The organism is Lentzea sp. NPDC058450, from assembly GCF_042721395.1.
Classification (GTDB): domain Bacteria; phylum Actinomycetota; class Actinomycetes; order Mycobacteriales; family Pseudonocardiaceae; genus Lentzea.
Genome location: NZ_JBHXLO010000019.1, coordinates 89,859 through 106,014 on the forward strand (window position 1 = coordinate 89,859; position 16,156 = coordinate 106,014).

The window sequence follows — 16,156 nt, forward strand, 5'->3', positions numbered from 1 at the left end:
TCTTCTATTTCTTCTTTTTTCCCGCCCATTGCCAGCCAAGACCCGCGAACCCCTTGGCGAACTCCGCAGGCGTCATGGGCTTCGTCGCATAGATCGTGTGGTGCGTCGCTGCGTGCGGCGAAGTCTTGATCTCGTCCACGCTGTCGGCGATGACCGCGAACCCGTCGGGCATGGGAGTGCCCTTCGGAATCTTGTGGTACTGGCCGGTCAGGTCAGCCTGGTCGACGTCGCCGAACGTCGAGGCCCCAGTCGGCAACGGACCCGATTGCGGAACGAGCTTACCGTCAGCGCCTATCTCGACATCTTGGTCGCGCGGCGGCCTCGGACCAGTGTCCTTAGGGCCGAACGCATACAGATCGACCGGTGCGACGGTCAGGTGCTCAGCCGCTTCTTCAGCGGCTTCTTCGGCCCTCCTCTCGACACCGCGCAGTCTCCTGCCGAAGTCGGCGATCTTGTCCATGATCTTGTTGGCCTTGATGATCGCTCTCGCGATCCGCTCACCGGCCTGCAAGATCTTGAACGCCTTCGCCGCCGGCACCAGACTGACGCAGGCGAGGATGTCGAAACTGGTGAAGCAGTCCTTGACGTCGTTGATGCCCGTGAGGTCCATCAACAGGTCAGGAAGCTCCGCGACGACAACGTCCCACCACGTCTGCGAGTTGTTGGCCTCGCGCAGGTACTCCTCGTACTTGTCCTTGCCGCCGGCAGCGTCGTAGCGGGCCTGCTGCGCGGCCGCGGTGCTCGCCTGTCCTCTCTGCTGCTTCCGGCCGGCAGACGGATACGCCTGGGCAAGACCGTGGTCACCATCTGACGGCGAGTTGCCGACGATGATGTTCCGTTCCTTGTCGATGCCGTAGCTGTGGCCGTCCGCGCCGACTCCACCCTCCAGGTACATGCCTGACGGGTCGGAGAAGGTGACCGGGTTGTTGTTGCTGTAGGAATACCCGTTGACCTGCTGCGGATTGGCGATGTTCATGATCGGGTCGTCCGCCAGGAACCGCCCGGTCGCCGGGTCGTACTCACGGGCCCCGAGATGTGTCAGACCGGACACGTCCCGGGTGCCGCCGACGAACCCCTTGTCGTCCTGCCAGGAGCCGCCGTTGGGGCCGCGGGCCTTGCCGAACGGGTCGAAGTACTGACGCTGGTACGTCAGCTCTCCAGCCTTCACCGATACGGTCGGCGTGCGCTGGTGGTTGCCCACCTCGTACGACAGGCGGCCGGCGGAGGTCCGCAGCGCCACGAGGTTGGCGCCGTGTGAGTAGTAGCGCTTGCCGGACACCGTGTTGGCCGCGTCGTCCTTGACCAGTTCCATGCCCTCGGGCAGGTACAGGGTCGTGCGGCCCGGCTCGCGCTTGATCAGGCGGCTGCCGTCGGCGTCGTACAGGTACGACGACTCCTTGCCGGAAGCCTCCACCACCTTGGAGGTGCGCCCCTCGACGTCGTAGGAGATCGTCTGGGTGTTGCCCGCGATCTTGCGGGTGGTGGTGTTCCCGGTCTTGTCGTAGCCGAACTCGTCGACCGCGGTGCCGGAGGGGCCGGACTCGTTGATCGAGCGGACGACGTGCGGCTGGTTGGCCGGGTCGTAGTTGTACTTGCGCTCGACCACGGTGGAGCCCGTGGTCGTGATCTCCTTCGTGCGATTGCCGATCGCGTCGTACTGGTACTGGTTGTGGTACGGCGCGGCGCCACCGACAGTCGTCGAAGCGCAGTCACCTGACGAAGGCGTGAACGCCTTGGTCAGCCTGCGCAGCTTGTCGTACTGGAAGCACTGGGTGTCCCAGGCCGTCTTGTCGCTCGGCTCGTCGGCGATCCTCGTGATGTTGCCACCGAGGTCGTACGAGTACTTCTGGTTGGAGATCCGCCAGTCGGTGTCCCGCGAACGGTCCACGATGGACTGTTCGAGGCGGCGGTTGCCCTCCTCGAAGTAGTTCGTCAGCCAGAGCTGGTCGGGGCTGCCCTCGGAGCCGAGGGTCAAGCGCAGCGTCTCGCCGAACTTCGAGTAGATGTGCTCGTTGACGTAGGTGTTGAGACCGCTGGTCTTGATCGGCGCACCCAGGTCGTTGTAGGTGGTGGACACCCGCTCCGCCGCCAGACCGCCGGCAGCGGGCGTCTGGGTGAAGAGGAGGTCACCGCTGACCGGCGTGTAGTCGCGCTCGAACCGGTAGGTCCGGCCCAGTGCGTCCTCGGTCGAGGGGATCACGACCTCGGACTGGAGGATGCGGCTGTACGCGTCGTACTGCGTGACGCGCTGGACGTACGCCTGACCGCCGGAGAAGCGGGTGGCCGAGTCGAGCAGGCCCTTCTTCCTGGCGTCGTAGGCCCACTCGGCGAGCGTCGTCTCGCCGGAGAGCATCTGGGTCTTGCGACCCAGCTGGTCGTATTTGAACGACACCGACCGGTTCTCGCTGTCGGTGGTCTTCACGACCTGGTCGAGACTGTTGTACTCGACCGTGGTCGTGCCTCGGTCCGGGTCGGTCTCCTTCAACTTGCGACCGAGCAGGTCGTACACGTACGACCACTTGTTGCCCGCGGGATCGGTGACCTGCTCCAGCTGACCCTTGAAGTTGAACTTCGACGTGGTCACGTCGGCGCCGACACCGTTGTGCTGGATGCGTTCGACCTCACGACCGTGCGCATCGCTGACGACGGTCGTCGGGATCTGCCCCGGCGGCGGCGTCACGTGCACGCGGTCGCCCGCGTAGACCGTGGTCGTGCTCCACTGAGGCGTGCCGAACTTGTGGAACGCGACGCTGACCGGGCGGCCCAGCTTGTCGTACTTGGTGAACTCCTGGTTGGGCACCTGGACGTCCGCGACCACGAACAGCTTGCCGTCGGGCGCCTGCTTGTTGAAGTACGCGTTGCTGGTCTTCGTCACCAAGCCACGCGAGTCGAAGAACGTGTCCGTGATGATCCGGCCGAGCTCCCCGGCCTTCTGCTCGCCGTCGGGCACCTGGGTCTGACGGGCACGCATCAAACCGTCGAAGATCTTGTACGAGACGTTGTAGCCCTCGTCCCGTTCCCTCAACGACTTCGAGACCTCGATGACGGTCGCGGTCGACTCGTCGTAGATGTACTCGTACTGGGCGTTCGCACTGAGATCCCTGTCGCGGTGCGGCAACCAGGTGTGCGTGAGCCGGCCGAGCGCGTCGTACTTCGCGTCGATCCGCTCACCGTTCGGCCCCACCTGCGCGACCGGAACACCGAGCGCGGGGTCGTACTCGACGGTCGATTTGTGCCCCTTGGCGTTGGTCGTGGTCACCTTGCGCACCGGGAAACCGAACGCGGGTTCGTTCGTCGTGGTCATCGTGCCCAGCGCGGGATCGGTCGTCTTCTTGACCCGGCCGTACACGTCGTACTCGGTGGTCGTGACCGCCTGGTACACGGGCGGGTTCGTGCGCTCGCCGTTCCACCGTGAAGCGGTGGTCACGAGCCCCTTGGTCGGCGCCTCTCCGTTTGCCTTGCCGTCGTACGCGGAGACGGTGTCGCTGATGATGTTGTCGTGCGTAGCCGCGACGTCGCACTTCGCGGCGTAAGTGAGGATCCGGCCGGCGTAATTCCACATCCACGCGGCCTCGTTCGGCACGTAGGTGGTGTTGGTGCAACGCTCATCGCCGGTGACGTCGACATCACCCTCGTCCTCGACGCTGAGAGCACGGCCGTGAGCGTCGTCGAACCTGGTGCTCGCCCGCTTGGTCCGCCACCGGTCATCACCCAGAGAGGTCTTCGTGGTCACCGTCTTGGTGTTGAGCAGCAACGCCTTGTCGTCGCCGCTCTCGGCGGTCGCAGGCGACAGCCACGGTTCGCTCGTGGTCTTCGTCTGGACCGCACCGCCGTTCAGCGAGAACGTCTTCCACTCGAAGCCTTTGAGCCGCTCGTGATCCTCGATCCGGTCGCCGTCGTACTCGACCCAGGCGTCGCGCTTCCCGCCACCCGGCAAGGTATCGCCGTCCATGCCGCGCAGGAAGATCTTCTCGGTGACCGGCCGGTCGGGCTCGGCGGTGTCGCCGGAGATCGTGCGCACCTTGTTGTAGCCACGCCATTGCGACCACGTCCGGTGCTTCGGGTCACCGAAGTCGTTCTCGTCGTAGTGCCACAACGGGGCGTTCGCGATGCTCTCGTACTCGTAGTAGACCTTCGTCTGCTCGCTGAGCTCGCGAACGCGGTCGTCCGTGATCACCGCACGCACCACGTACTTGTGGAACCAGTGCAGCTGCGGCTCCAGAGCGCCTTCCGGCGTCCAGTACGACGGGAAGCACCTCATCGTGTTCAGGTGCGCGTTGGCGATGGTGGGCATGCGCTGGCCGGGCACGCAGTCCTTGTCCGTGTACTCGACCTCGGTGATACCGCCGGCTTCGTGCTGGACTCGTTTGACACGACCGCGCAACAGCGGCGGGTACACATCAGCGTCGCCGTCGACCCGGTTGGCCAGCGTGATCCGCTCGAACTTCGTGGGCGGCAACGACTTCGCGTCGCCCACCAGTCCGGTGTGCTTGATGCTGTCGAGCCACAGCGCCGGGTCCAGGCCGTCGTTGGAGGGCGGGAACGACGAACCGAACTCCCACTGGTCCACGGGCCGCCACTCGGCCGCGACGTTCTCCTTGCGCACCTCGGTGCTGATCTTCGTCAGCCGCAGCTGGCTGAAGAACGTCGGCGAGTACTGGTTCTCGCACCGCGAACCAGGTGCGCAGATCTGGTCGAACGGCACGTCCGGCCACTGCTTCGCGTTGTCCTTGTTCAGCTTGCCCGGGGCACAGTCGAAGCCGCTCGACGGAACGCACCGCTCCGAGTAGTGGAAGTGGACACGCGCAGGCGCCGGGGCGTTCTCGTCGGAGTTGTGCAGACCGTAGTCGATGCGGACCAGCCGACCAGCCCGTTCGTACTCGACACCGTCCGCGGCGTCGAGGTTGCGGCCGTACCGGTTCTTCTCCGTCCCGTAGTAGAAACGGGTGACATTGCCCTTCGGGTCGACGACGTAGTCGACGTTCCAGCGCCAGGCCTGACGGCATGACAGGTCCTTGAACTGCTTGCCCGCCTCCCAGCACTGGTCACCGGGGTGGTTGCCGAACACCGGCACCGTCCACGTCGACTCCGCCTCGCGCGACCCCAGGAAGTACTGGGTACCGTTCGGCGTCGTCACCTTCCAGTACTCGCCGTTGTTGTCGCCACCGGCGACCGGCGTGCGGTACAGGCGCTCGATCCTGGAGCCGTCATCGTTCTTCGCCCGCCACGTCTCCGTGGTGCCGATCCTGACCAGCTCCGAAGAGATGCCGGCGAGCTGGATCGTGGCGTTGTCCGTCACCCAGCACTGGTCGGCCGTCTTCTTCTGGCCGATCGCGGCGTTGAGGTCCTCACCGCAGCTCTTGTAACGGCGCTCGATGAACCCGCCCGCGCTGAGGTCCCAGCCGTCGCCTACCGACGAGGCCTGGTTGTTCGTCGCACTGGTGCGACCGTCAACACCGCCCGACGAGTAGCCCAGCGCCACCTGGGGCGCACCTCCGCCGACCGACCCGGGCAGCTTGACCGGGTAGCTGAAGGTGAAGTCACCGCTGGAACCACCTGCAGACCAGCTGCCTGCGGGCGACAGCGACGTCGCCTGGAAAGACCCACCGGCACCACCCGCGGCCGGCTCGGCCGCGAGCACGAACGCGCCCGTGGAAGGCGCGAGGTCGGTGGCCGTCAGCTTCTTCGTCTTGACGTCGTTGCGCGACTGCACCGGCGTGCGCGTCCTGCACTCCGCCTTGTCCGGAGTGGACAGTGCGCATTCCGGCAGCCGCACCAGCCTGAGGCGCGAGCCGTAGTCACCACCGTAGGCGTGCTCGAAGCCCTTGTAGTCCACCTCGACCGAGGTCTTGCCGAGTGCCTTCCCGGCCTTGTCGGACACCTTCAGCACGACACCGGCCACGCCGACCTTCGCCGACGTGTCCTGGCCGAACGTCTCGACCCGCAGCGGAGCGGCGTCGACCTTGCTGACCTTGACCGGCGACGCGCCGGCCTGCTTGAAGTCGCCTGCCGCCGCGACCTCGGCTTCGGCCGCGGAAGGCCACCTGACGTTCGGGACGGCCTGGTTGCTCGCCGCGATCTGGGTGACCGGCCGCAGCGTCGCGACCTCACCGGGAACGTTCCTCTCGGACTGGGTGTCGGGTTTGCGCACGTCTCTGCCCGTGGGCTGGGCGATCGACGGCATCGGAGAGACGACGCCGGCGATCATGACCCAGCCCAACGACAGGGCTAGAGCGCGCGACCACCGCTTGTGGTTGCGCATGAACTTCCTCTGTTAGGAGTGAGGTGCTGAGTCAGCTGCGGACGGCCTGCGCCAGGATCACTTCATCCGAAAGCGCACCCGCGTAAACGCGGACATCATCGATACCGCCCTTCCAGAAGGCACCCTCGGCAGTGGCCGGCGTGAGCCTTCCGAACTCCAAAGTGGACTCGGTCGTAGCCGAACCCCCCGCGAACGGAGCCCTCGTGATGTACACACCGTTGAGATACAGACGCATCTCACCAGCCGTCGTGTCGTGCACGGCCGTCAAATACACCCACTTCCGCAGATCCGCGCGATACGCGGTCGGCACGGTGACGCCACCCATCACGAACTCCCACTTCCTCGACACCCCGCCATAACGGAGATCGACCTGAGAGACGCCGTTGCTCACCAGACTCACGATCGTCCGCGCCTTGTCCTCATGCGCGCCCAGATCCAGCCTCGCCCACGCCGACACCGTGAAAGACCGATCCGTACGCACACCAGGCGCAGCAGCCGACGCATACGCCTCCACGTCCTGCGCGTTACCCTCCACATCAGGACCGTTCAACAGCAACGACTTTTCGTCGCCGTCCACTTCCCAGGTCGTCTCGCCGCCGAGGGTCGCCTGGCGGCCGGACACCTCGTCCTTCGTGGACGTGCCCGTGCCCTCGCCGATCTTGTAGTGCGCACGAACACCAGCCTGCTTGGCCAGCACCTTGATCTCGGACTCGTTCAACGTGCGGTTGTAGATCTTGAGCTCGTCGATCGACCCCACGAAGCCACTGGTGTCCTGGCCGTTCCAACGGTGCCGGCCCACCAGCAGCTGCGACGCCTGCCACGCTTCCAGACCCACGACTTCGCCCTGCTTGATGCCATCGACGTGCAGCGTGAGCTTCTTGGCCGTGGCCTCGTACGTGCCGGTCAGATGGGTCCAGACCCCAACCTGCGCCTCGGCCTGGGAATGCACGACCCTGAGGTCGGCCTTGTTGTTCTTCGCCGTCATGCCGAACGCCCAGCGCTTGTTGCCCTGGTCGTAGTAAAGGCTGGAGGAGAGAGCAGATGCATCCACAGTGGACATCACCGTTTGTCCGGCCGCTCCGCCGTTCATCCTTGCCCACGCCGACACCGTGAAGTTCTGCGACGTGTCGACTACCGCGGCACGGCTGAGGTGGTCCTGCGTCGTGTTCAGCGAGACACCTTTGCCCGCATAACCCACCGCGGCGACGTCCGGGTTGCCGTTGGCCGTGAACGCGTTGCCGCCGTTGGTGTCGGTCAGCGTGCCGTCCAGCGCCCAGTGCGCGGTCGGATGGCCACCGGCGAGCACGACGAACTCGTACCTCTTCAGCTCGGACAGGTTGCCCGCGCGGTCCTCCGTCTTCACGAACAGCGTCTGCGTGCCCGCCGTCGACGGCGTCCACCGGATCGTCGCTTTTCCATCCGCACCGGCAGCCATCTCCTTGTTGAGCGACTCACCGCCGTCCGAGGTGAACGAGTAGTGGAACTTCGCGACGTCACCGCTCGACGACTTCACCGAATCGAGCTCGAACGTGCCGGTCACACCGACACCACCGCCCGGCTGCGGCTCCGGGTACTCGACTGACTTCACCTGAGGAACCACTGGTTTCACCGTGTCCACGACGAAGTAGCACCATTCCTGGTACCCCCACTTGGCGTCGAGTTCGCCGTCGCCGACTCCCACGGCCCACACGTAATTGCCGTCCTCGGTGATCGTGCCGGGTGCAATCGCTGCTTCCGAATAGGAACCCGAGGGGGTGTCCTGGTTCTGGTAGCCGGCCATGAACTTCGGGAAGCGCTCCCCGGTGTCCTTGAACAACTCGAAGTACGACCACAGGACACCTCCGTCCGGGTCCTCGATCTTGGCGCGCATCCGAGGTGTCCTGGTCGGCACGTGAACGGCGTTCGCGGCTCCACCCGCACCGCACGCGTACAGGCCGCGCTCCAGGCTGCGGTCCGATGCCCGCAACGGGTACGAGTTGTACTCGATGCGCAGCACCGGGTTGAGGTCGAACCGGCGCCACGCCTTGTCGTTCGCCACCCCGTTGTCCGTCGCGAGGCCGACGGTCAGGTTCGAGTACCCGTTGTCCGCCTGGTATTGCGCCTGACCGAGCACGTCGAACTCGGTCTGCCCGTCGGAAGGGCAGAAACCGGCGTTGTTCGTCCTGTTGCTCGACGACTGCTTCCCGTACCACTGGGGCCCGGCGTTGTACCTGGTGTCGGGCCCGATGGGTCCGGTGTGCCACACACCGGTCGCTTCGGCCTGGGCGCAGTTCGAGGAGTGGATGACCTTCATCGCGAGCTTCGCCGAGTGGATCTTCTTGCCGACCATCGGGGCGAAGTTCATCTCGAGGTAGGTGAGCGAGTAGCCCGTGCTGCCGTGCCAGCCGGCCTTGAGGTCACCCAGCTCACCGTCGGTGCGGTCGTAGTTGCGGGCCTCCGGAAAGTTCTGCTGCGCCACGGCGTGGTGGTTCTTGAACCCGGCCCAGCTGTACTTCGGGTCGATCGACACCGGGAACTTCGTCTCCGGCGAAGCCAGGAATGCCTGGTCGGGCAGCACGGAGATGGTGGTGTCGGTCAGTTCGACACCCATCTTCGCCGGGCGGCCGGTCGCGTCCCACATCTGCGACGCGTCACCGGTGAACCGCACAGACTCCTTGTCGTCCTTCACCGTCAGCACACCGTCGACCTGGCTCAGCTCACCGCCCTTGACGTGCGAGCCGTAGGTGACCTTGCGCAGCTTCTCCGACTTCGCCGCCTCGGCGGTCTTGACGACCAGGAGCTGGCTGAACCCGGTCGCAGTCGCCTCAACCGTCAGATCGATGCCCGGCCACACGTCGGAGTACGTCGTCTTGGCGCCCTCGACCTTCGGCTCCGGCAGCGCCTCAGGCCAGGAAAGCCCGACCTCGACGCCGTCCTTGGCAACCACCGCGAGTGGTTTGCCCTCGCCCTTGCCGGCGATCTGAACGTCGACCACCGCAGCCTCTGGACGGATCACGCCATCCGAGTGCTTGCGCAGCTTGGTGTCGACGGGAACCCACTTGTTCCCGCGCTTCGTCCGTTCCGGTTTGAGAGACTGGCTGAAGACCATCTTGCCGTTCGGCTGAACGACGGTCTCCGACACTTCGGTCGTGAGACCGGAGACCTTCACCGGCTTGTCGAACTTCTTCGCCGCAGCCAGCGCGGACACCTCGTCCGGCAGCTCGGCCGGAGCAGGTGCCGCTTGCGCGGCAGGTGTGATGAAACCAGCCGAAACGACCAGCACGAGACCGAACGCGCGCAGGCTGAATGCGCGCGCCTGTTTGTGGCGCATCAATTCCCCCATAGTTGTTTTCATGTCACAACGAGCAGCTGGGTGGAGCCGGTCGCGGTCGCCTCGATGATCAGGTCGGCGCCCGGCCAGACCTCCCGACAGGTCGTCCGGGCACCATCCACCGCAGGCTCGGCAGGGATTCCACCCAGGTCAACCCCGCCTCGACGCCGTCCTTGGAGATCAACGCGAGCGGCTTGCCCCTCCCCTTACCGGAGAACTGGAGATCGACAATGGCCGCCTCCGGGCCGAATCAGCCCGTCCGCGCCCTCATGGAGCCTGGTGCTGACGGGAACCCATTGCCCCCGCGCTTCGCCCGCTCCGGCTTCAGGGACTGGACCAGCTCCATCCGACCGTCCGGGTTCGCCACGGTCTCGGCCACCTCGGTCGTGAGCGCCGAGACCTTGACCGGCTTGTCGTGTTTCTTGGCCGCCGCCAGCGCGGACACCTCGTCGGGCAGCTCCGCCGGAGTGGGCGCCGCGAGCGCGTCGGGTGCGAGCGGACTGGCCGAAACGGCCAGTACGAGAGCGAACGAGCGCACGCCAAATAGGCGCGCCCTTCGGTGGCGCATTGTTGTTAAGCCCCCCAGGACCTTGTGCATCGCACGCAGCGCGACGTCCGAGCCCCCAGGCTCGGCAACTACACCGTGCCTTCACACAGGCCTCAACCGGAAGACTCCAGTTGGCCTAATCACGCCTGGTTCGCCCTTTTGCTCCCGATGGGCGATCCATCCGCCCTGCGGACGGTCCACGAGGAACTAGAGTTCTCGGGGTGATCACGCTGACGGCTCGCCTGTCCCCGTCCGCTCTGGACACCCGCCGCGGGGTGGTCCGCCTGCACCCCGAGGTGCTCGACGCCTTGGGGCTGCGCGCGTGGGACGCCGTGAAGCTGACCGGCGCCCGAGTGAGCGCCGCCCTCGCCGCCGCCGGCGAACAGCCACCGGGGGTGGTCCTGGTCGACGACGTGACGCTCACGAACCTCGGCGTGGTCGAGGGTTCCGAGATCGTCGTGTCGCCGGTGCAGGTGACCGCCGCCCGCTCGATCACCGTGGCCGGCTCCCGGCTCGCCACCACGGCGCTGACTCCCGAGCACGTGCGGATGGCGTTGACCGGCAAGGTGTTGACGGTGGGCGACAACGTTTCGTTGCTGCCGCAGGATCTCGCGCCGCCGCCTGGTGCGAACGTGTCGGAGACGCGGCGCCGGTTGTCCAACGCCATCGGGATGACGTGGACCAACGAGCTGATCACCATCACCTCCACCGATCCGGCCGGGCCGGTGGCCGTGCAGCCGTCGAGCGTCGTGGGGTGGCGGTCGGCTTCGGCACCCGCCGCCGAGGTGACTCCCGTTGTGGTGCAGGAGAAGCACGACGCGCTGCCCGTCACGGACCTGGTGGGGCAACGGGAACAGGCCCGCCGGTTGACCGAGTGGCTGGAGCTGATGTTCCGGCAGCCCGAGCTGCTCACGAAGCTGGGGGCGTCGGCCCGGCTGGCCGCGATGGTCAGCGGGCCGGAAGGGGTCGGCAAGGCGACTTTGGTGCGCGCGGTGGCGAAGTCCGTGGACGCCGTGGTCGTCGAGCTCGCGGCGCCCAGCATCGCGGTGCTGGAACCCGGCGCGATGGCCAAGCAGCTCGGGGACTCGATCGCGAGCGTTCCCGAGAAGCCGACGGTGCTGCTGCTCACGGACATCGACTCGTTGCTGCCCACGGCTCCGCCACCGGTGGCGACGGTCGTGCTGGACATCCTGCGGACCGCCATCTCCCGCCCCAACCTGGCGTTGGTGGTGACGTCGGCGCGGGCCGAGTCGGTGGACGCGCGGTTGCGGGCGCCCGATCTGGTGGACCGCGAGCTGGCCCTCCCCCTGCCCGACGCGGCCGGGCGCACCGAGTTGTTGCGCGTGCTGCTGAGGGACGTGCCGCTGGAGTCCGATGTGGACTTCGGTGAGGTGGCGGCCCGCACTCCCGGTTTCGTGGCGGCGGATCTGTGCGCGTTGCGGCGGGAGGCCGCGGTGCGTGCGGCACTGCGCCAGCGCGACGTGGCGGAACCCCGCGTGGGCCAGGAGGATCTGATCGCGGCGCTCGGCACGGTCCGGCCGATCTCCATGTCCGCGTCGGACACCGTCCAAACCGGAGGGTTGACGCTGGCGGACGTCGGCGACATGACCGAGGTCAAGCAGGCGCTGACCGAGGCCGCGCTCTGGCCGTTGCGGTACCCGGACTCCTTCGCCCGGCTGGGCGTCGAGCCCCCGCGCGGGCTGTTGCTCTACGGGCCGCCGGGATGCGGCAAGACGTTCCTGGTGCGGGCGCTGGCGGGCTCGGGTCAGCTGAACGTGCTGACGGTCAAGGGCGCCGAGCTGATGGACAAGTTCGTCGGCGAGTCGGAACGGGCGGTCCGGGAGCTGTTCCGGCGGGCCGCGGACGCCGCGCCCGCGCTGGTGTTCCTGGACGAGGTGGACGCGCTGGCGCCGCGCCGGGGGCAGTCGTCTGACTCCGGTGTGGCCGACCGCGTGGTCGCCGCGCTGCTCACCGAACTGGACGGCGTCGAGCCGTTGCGGGACGTCGTGGTGATCGGGGCGACCAACCGGCCGGAGCTGATCGACCCGGCGTTGCTGCGACCCGGCCGGCTGGAGCGGATCATCTACGTTCCGCCGCCCGACGCCGAGGCGCGCACGGAGATCCTGAAGGCCTCGTCGCGGAACACGCCGCTGGCCGGGGACGTCGACCTCGCGACGCTGGCGGGCGAGTTGGACATGTACTCGGCGGCGGACTGCGCGGCGCTCATCCGCGAGGCGGCGCTGACGGCCATGCGGGAGTCGCTGGACGCGGCCGAGGTGACGCAGGCGCACCTGGCCAAGGCACGGGACGTGGTGCGGCCGTCGCTGGACCCGGTGCAGCTGGCCGGGCTCGCGGCCTACGCGGCGAACCGCTGAGCGTGGGGGCGGCGCGGCCGCCCCCACCAGCCACTACTTGCTCTTGGGCGGGCCCTGGTAGTCGTTCGTGACGATCAGGATGATCCCGGCCGCCGCCGACTGGATGCCGTCGAAGCGGGGCTCCACGCGCGCCCGCAGCGTGGCGGCGAGCTCCTTCGCGGAGGCCTCCTCCTCGGTGCCGGGGCGGAAGTAGACCGTGGTGGTCGGGATCGTGCCGGACGAGTAGTTGCCGGTCTCCGCGACCGTCCACCCGTTCGAGCGGACCTCGTCGGAGGCCTTGGAGGCCAGACCGGTGATCGTCGAGTTGTTGTAGACCCGGACCGGGGCCTTGGTCGCACCCGGCTGGGTGACCGGCGGGGGCGGTGTCGCCGCGGACGACGGCGGCGGCACGGTCGGCGAGCCCGTCGTGGTCCCGGGCGGGGCGGACGAAGGTGTGGAGGCGGGCGGCTGCTCGGAGGCGGCCGTGGTGGTCTGGGCGGGCGGCGCGGTCGACGTGCCCCCGGCGGCCGGCGGTGTGTCGTCGGAGCCTCCGCCGAAGAGCGAGATGACGCCGATCACCAGCGCCACCGCGGCGACGCCGAGCAGGGCGAAGCCGGCAGCCTTGGCCGGACGGGACGGGCTTGCGGACTCGGGGGAGGTCATCAGTCCTCGGTGCTCCTGGCGCGTGCGCGAACCCTCTGACGGCCTGTCCGGACGCCTCGCAACCGCTTGATCAGCATCGGATCGGCGGCCAGGGCGGCTTCGGATTCCACGAGCGCGTTGAGCAGCTGGTAGTAGCGGGTCGCTGACATGTCGAACAGTTCCCTGATGGCCTGTTCCTTGGATCCCGAGTACTTCCACCACTGGCGCTCGAACGCGAGCATGGTGCGTTCGCGGCTGGTCAGGCCGTCAGCGGAGGTGAGCGTCTCGGTGTGATCCATCTGGCTCCCCACGGTCGCCACACCATCTCAGGTGCGGGCAATTCAATCACGTGATCGTTCCAACCTACCGCGCGACACCGACAGTTTTGGACGGCTTATCGTCTGACCATGGCCGTCCACCGCATCTGCATCGCAGGCGACCCCGTGCTCCACAATCCGACGCGCGAGGTCACCGAGTTCGACACCGAGCTGAAGACCCTCGTCGACGACATGTTCGAGACGATGGCAGCCGCGCGCGGAGTCGGGCTCGCGGCCAACCAGATCGGCATCGACCTGCGGGTTTTCGTCTACGACTGCCCTGACGACGAGGGCGTGCAGCACCGCGGCGCGATCTGCAACCCCGTGCTGGAGACCGACGGGATCCCGGAGACCATGCCGGACCCGGACGACGACTTCGAGGGCTGCCTGAGCGTGCCCGGTGAGGCGTACCCGACCGGACGCGCCCGATGGGCGAAGGTGACCGGGCAGGACATCGACGGGCAGCCGTTCGAGGTCGAGGGCACCGGCTTCTTCGCGCGCTGCCTCCAGCACGAGACCGACCACCTCAACGGCTTCCTGTACACGGACCGCCTCGTCGGCCGGTACAAGAAGGAGGCGAAGCGGATGCTGCGCGACAACGAGTGGGGCGTGCCCGGCAACTCCTGGGACCCGGCCGACCCCGCGAACTTCGAGGACGAGGACTAACGCAGGACGGCCTCGATCTGGCCCAGTTCCTCAGGCGTCAACGGACCGAACTCCAGCGCGCCCGCGTTCTCCTCGACCTGAGCCACCGTCCGGACGCCCGGAATCGGCACCAGGCGGGGAGAACGCGCCCAGAACCACGCCAGCGCGCCCTGCACCAGCGTGCGCCCGCCGGACGTCAGCACGTCCCGCACGGCCTCCCGCGCCTGGAAGTACGCGGGCGTCGGGCGGCCGTTCTCGAAGAACAGCAGCCACGCCGGGTCTGACGCGCGCACGTCGTCGGCGGGCAGCTCCGCGAACGTGTCCCGCGCGAGCAGCCCCATCGCGAGCGGCCGGCGGCACAGCACCGCGTACTCCCCCGCGTACATCTCCGGGTTGTCGAACAGCACGTTGATGTCCGCCTGCGCGGCGATCCCGTGCTCACCGGCGCAGAAGAACCGCGCCCGTTCCGGGTCGTCGGTGCTCCAGCCGTACGCGCGGATCTTGCCCGCCGCGACCAGCGCCTCGCACTCGTCGCGCAGCAGTGCCGCCTCGTCGAGCCCGAGGTCGCCGAGGTGCAGCTGGTACAGGTCGATGTGGTCGGTGCCCAGCCGCCGCAACGACCCCTCGACGGCGCGGCGCAGGTACCCGACGGTGCCGTTGTACCCGGTCAGCTCCCACGTCGCGGGGTCAAATTCGTCGCCCCACTTGGTCGCGATCACGACCTCGTCCCGCACGTCCGCAAACGCTTGCCCCACCAGCGTCTCGGCGTGCCCGCAGCCGTAGACGTCCGCCGTGTCGATCAACCGAACGCCCAGGTCGTGGGCCCTCCGCAACGCCTTGAGCGACTCCTCGTCGTTCGTGGGACCCCAGCCGACCGGCTGCCCCTGGTACGTCATCGGGCCACCCATGGCCCACGTGCCGAAACCCAACTTCCCCAGTTCCACTGTCATGCACCCACCGAACATCCTGGAGCGCGCTCCAGGTCAAGAACCAGCCGCTTCTAGAAAAACGATTGCGACGACCAGCGACCATCAATGGCATGCCACTCGAAAACATCGTCGCGTTCGTCGCGGCCTCGTTCCTCATCGCACTGTCGCCCGGACCTGGCACGGCCATGGTCCTGCGACAGTCGGTGCACGGGCGAAAAGCCGCGCTCGCGACGGTGTTCGGCATGGAGGTCGGCGTCGCCTGCTGGGCGGTCGCGGCCGCACTGGGCCTGTCGGTGCTGCTCACGGCGTCGGAGATCGCCTACCACGGGCTCAGGATCATCGGCGCGGTCTTCCTGATCTACCTGGGCGTGAAGGCCCTGATCAGCAAGACGATGCCGTTGTCCGAACCTCCGCCCGCGAGCCACGCGTTCCGCAGCGGCCTGGTCGTGAACCTCGCCAACCCGAAGCTCGGCGTGTTCGCGATCTCGTTCCTACCGCAGTTCGTGCCTGCCGGGGAGGCCGGCCAGGGGGTTCTGCTCTTCCTCGCCGTCGGGTGGGTCCTGATCGACACCGTCTGGTACCTGATCATCGTGTCGATCCTGCACACCATCCGCGGCTGGCTGAGCAGGCCGCGCGTCCGTCCCGCGCTGGAGAAGCTGTCGGGCGGCGTGCTGCTGGCGCTCGGAATCCGGCTGGTACTCGACCCGCGTTGAGATCGCGTCGCCTCCCCGCCGCCAGAAGAGCTCGGGGAGGCCCGCCAGCTCGGCGAACGTGTGGCACGCGGCCATCGACGCGTAGCCGCCCGCGAGCACGTGCGCGCGGATGCGGTCCAGACGACCGAACTCGATCACCTCACCGGCGATCAGGAACGGCAGCACCAGCTGCCAGGCCTGCACGACGGCCGGACGACGCCGGTGAGGTGCCCGGAGCGCGGCCCTGGCGACGCGCAGCAGGTGCTCGTTCGCGCTCATCGTGTACGGGTGCGCCGCGTGGTCCCAGTTCCAGCGGCGTTCCTCGGTGACGGCGCACCGCACGCACTCGACGGGCCCGGTGCCGAGCTCGGCACCGCACCGCGAGCAGGCCAGCAGCGTCATCGCCCAGTCCACGCACGTCCACGGGTACTGCCCGACGTCGGCCGAGGTCACCAGCT

9 protein-coding genes are annotated in these 16,156 nt (G+C 67.6%); 3 read left to right on the top strand and 6 right to left on the bottom strand.

Translation table 11 applies throughout. The features are described from left to right. Window positions 1–4 precede the first annotated feature (4 nt). From ACFWNN_RS27490 to ACFWNN_RS27500, 3 genes are all read right to left on the bottom strand, one after another. Window positions 5–6,262 carry an RHS repeat-associated core domain-containing protein gene (locus ACFWNN_RS27490; protein WP_382442810.1) on the bottom strand — a complete coding sequence of 2,086 codons (6,258 nt, stop codon included), beginning with the start codon at window positions 6,260–6,262 and terminating at the stop codon, window positions 5–7. 31 nt (window positions 6,263–6,293) lie between these two features. Further along, window positions 6,294–9,572 carry a LamG domain-containing protein gene (locus ACFWNN_RS27495; protein ID WP_382442811.1) on the bottom strand — a complete coding sequence of 1,093 codons (3,279 nt, stop codon included), beginning with the start codon at window positions 9,570–9,572 and terminating at the stop codon, window positions 6,294–6,296. 250 nt (window positions 9,573–9,822) lie between these two features. Beyond that, window positions 9,823–10,110 (bottom strand): hypothetical protein, encoded by a 288-nt coding sequence (locus ACFWNN_RS27500; RefSeq protein WP_382442812.1) that lies wholly within the window; start codon window positions 10,108–10,110, stop codon window positions 9,823–9,825. A 230-nt stretch (window positions 10,111–10,340) separates the two neighbouring features. Here ACFWNN_RS27500 and ACFWNN_RS27505 point away from each other — a divergent pair, with 230 nt between their 5' ends. Next, window positions 10,341–12,494: an AAA family ATPase gene (locus tag ACFWNN_RS27505; protein ID WP_382442813.1), complete on the top strand. Its 2,154-nt coding sequence runs from the start codon at window positions 10,341–10,343 to the stop codon at window positions 12,492–12,494. Window positions 12,495–12,527: 33 nt separating this feature from the next. Here the strand turns inward: ACFWNN_RS27505 and ACFWNN_RS27510 are convergent, their stop codons facing one another. Together ACFWNN_RS27510 and ACFWNN_RS27515 are read right to left on the bottom strand one after the other, a co-directional pair. Then, window positions 12,528–13,136: a LytR C-terminal domain-containing protein gene (locus tag ACFWNN_RS27510; RefSeq protein WP_382442814.1), complete on the bottom strand. Its 609-nt coding sequence runs from the start codon at window positions 13,134–13,136 to the stop codon at window positions 12,528–12,530. Continuing rightward, a complete protein-coding gene (locus tag ACFWNN_RS27515) occupies window positions 13,136–13,414 on the bottom strand; it encodes a DUF3263 domain-containing protein (RefSeq protein WP_382442815.1) in 279 nt (92 codons plus the stop codon). Before ACFWNN_RS27515 ends, ACFWNN_RS27510 begins: the two co-directional genes overlap by 1 nt. A gap of 108 nt (window positions 13,415–13,522) precedes the next feature. On the opposite strand from ACFWNN_RS27515, the gene ACFWNN_RS27520 reads away from it, so the two are divergent. Beyond that, window positions 13,523–14,098, top strand: a complete 576-nt coding sequence (locus tag ACFWNN_RS27520; protein WP_382442816.1) for a peptide deformylase — start codon at window positions 13,523–13,525, stop codon at window positions 14,096–14,098. Here ACFWNN_RS27520 and ACFWNN_RS27525 read toward each other — a convergent pair. Continuing rightward, window positions 14,095–15,027 (bottom strand): aldo/keto reductase, encoded by a 933-nt coding sequence (locus ACFWNN_RS27525; protein WP_382442817.1) that lies wholly within the window; start codon window positions 15,025–15,027, stop codon window positions 14,095–14,097. The two genes, ACFWNN_RS27520 and ACFWNN_RS27525, sit on opposite strands and share 4 nt — an antisense overlap. Window positions 15,028–15,116: 89 nt before the next feature. Here ACFWNN_RS27525 and ACFWNN_RS27530 point away from each other — a divergent pair, with 89 nt between their 5' ends. Continuing rightward, on the top strand, window positions 15,117–15,719 hold the full coding sequence (locus tag ACFWNN_RS27530) for a LysE family translocator (RefSeq protein ID WP_382442818.1): 603 nt from the start codon (window positions 15,117–15,119) through the stop codon (window positions 15,717–15,719). Window positions 15,720–16,156: the final 437 nt, after the last annotated feature.

Excerpts from the sequence above, each read along its gene's own strand:
- ACFWNN_RS27490 (WP_382442810.1), bottom strand. The coding sequence starts at position 6,262 with ATGCGCAACCACAAGCGGTGGTCGCGCGCTCTAGCCCTGTCGTTGGGC.
- ACFWNN_RS27495 (WP_382442811.1), bottom strand. The coding sequence starts at position 9,572 with ATGCGCCACAAACAGGCGCGCGCATTCAGCCTGCGCGCGTTCGGTCTC.
- ACFWNN_RS27530 (WP_382442818.1), top strand. The coding sequence starts at position 15,117 with ATGCCACTCGAAAACATCGTCGCGTTCGTCGCGGCCTCGTTCCTCATC.
- ACFWNN_RS27525 (WP_382442817.1), bottom strand. The coding sequence starts at position 15,027 with ATGACAGTGGAACTGGGGAAGTTGGGTTTCGGCACGTGGGCCATGGGT.
- ACFWNN_RS27520 (WP_382442816.1), top strand. The coding sequence starts at position 13,523 with ATGGCCGTCCACCGCATCTGCATCGCAGGCGACCCCGTGCTCCACAAT.
- ACFWNN_RS27515 (WP_382442815.1), bottom strand. The coding sequence starts at position 13,414 with ATGGATCACACCGAGACGCTCACCTCCGCTGACGGCCTGACCAGCCGC.
- ACFWNN_RS27510 (WP_382442814.1), bottom strand. The coding sequence starts at position 13,136 with ATGACCTCCCCCGAGTCCGCAAGCCCGTCCCGTCCGGCCAAGGCTGCC.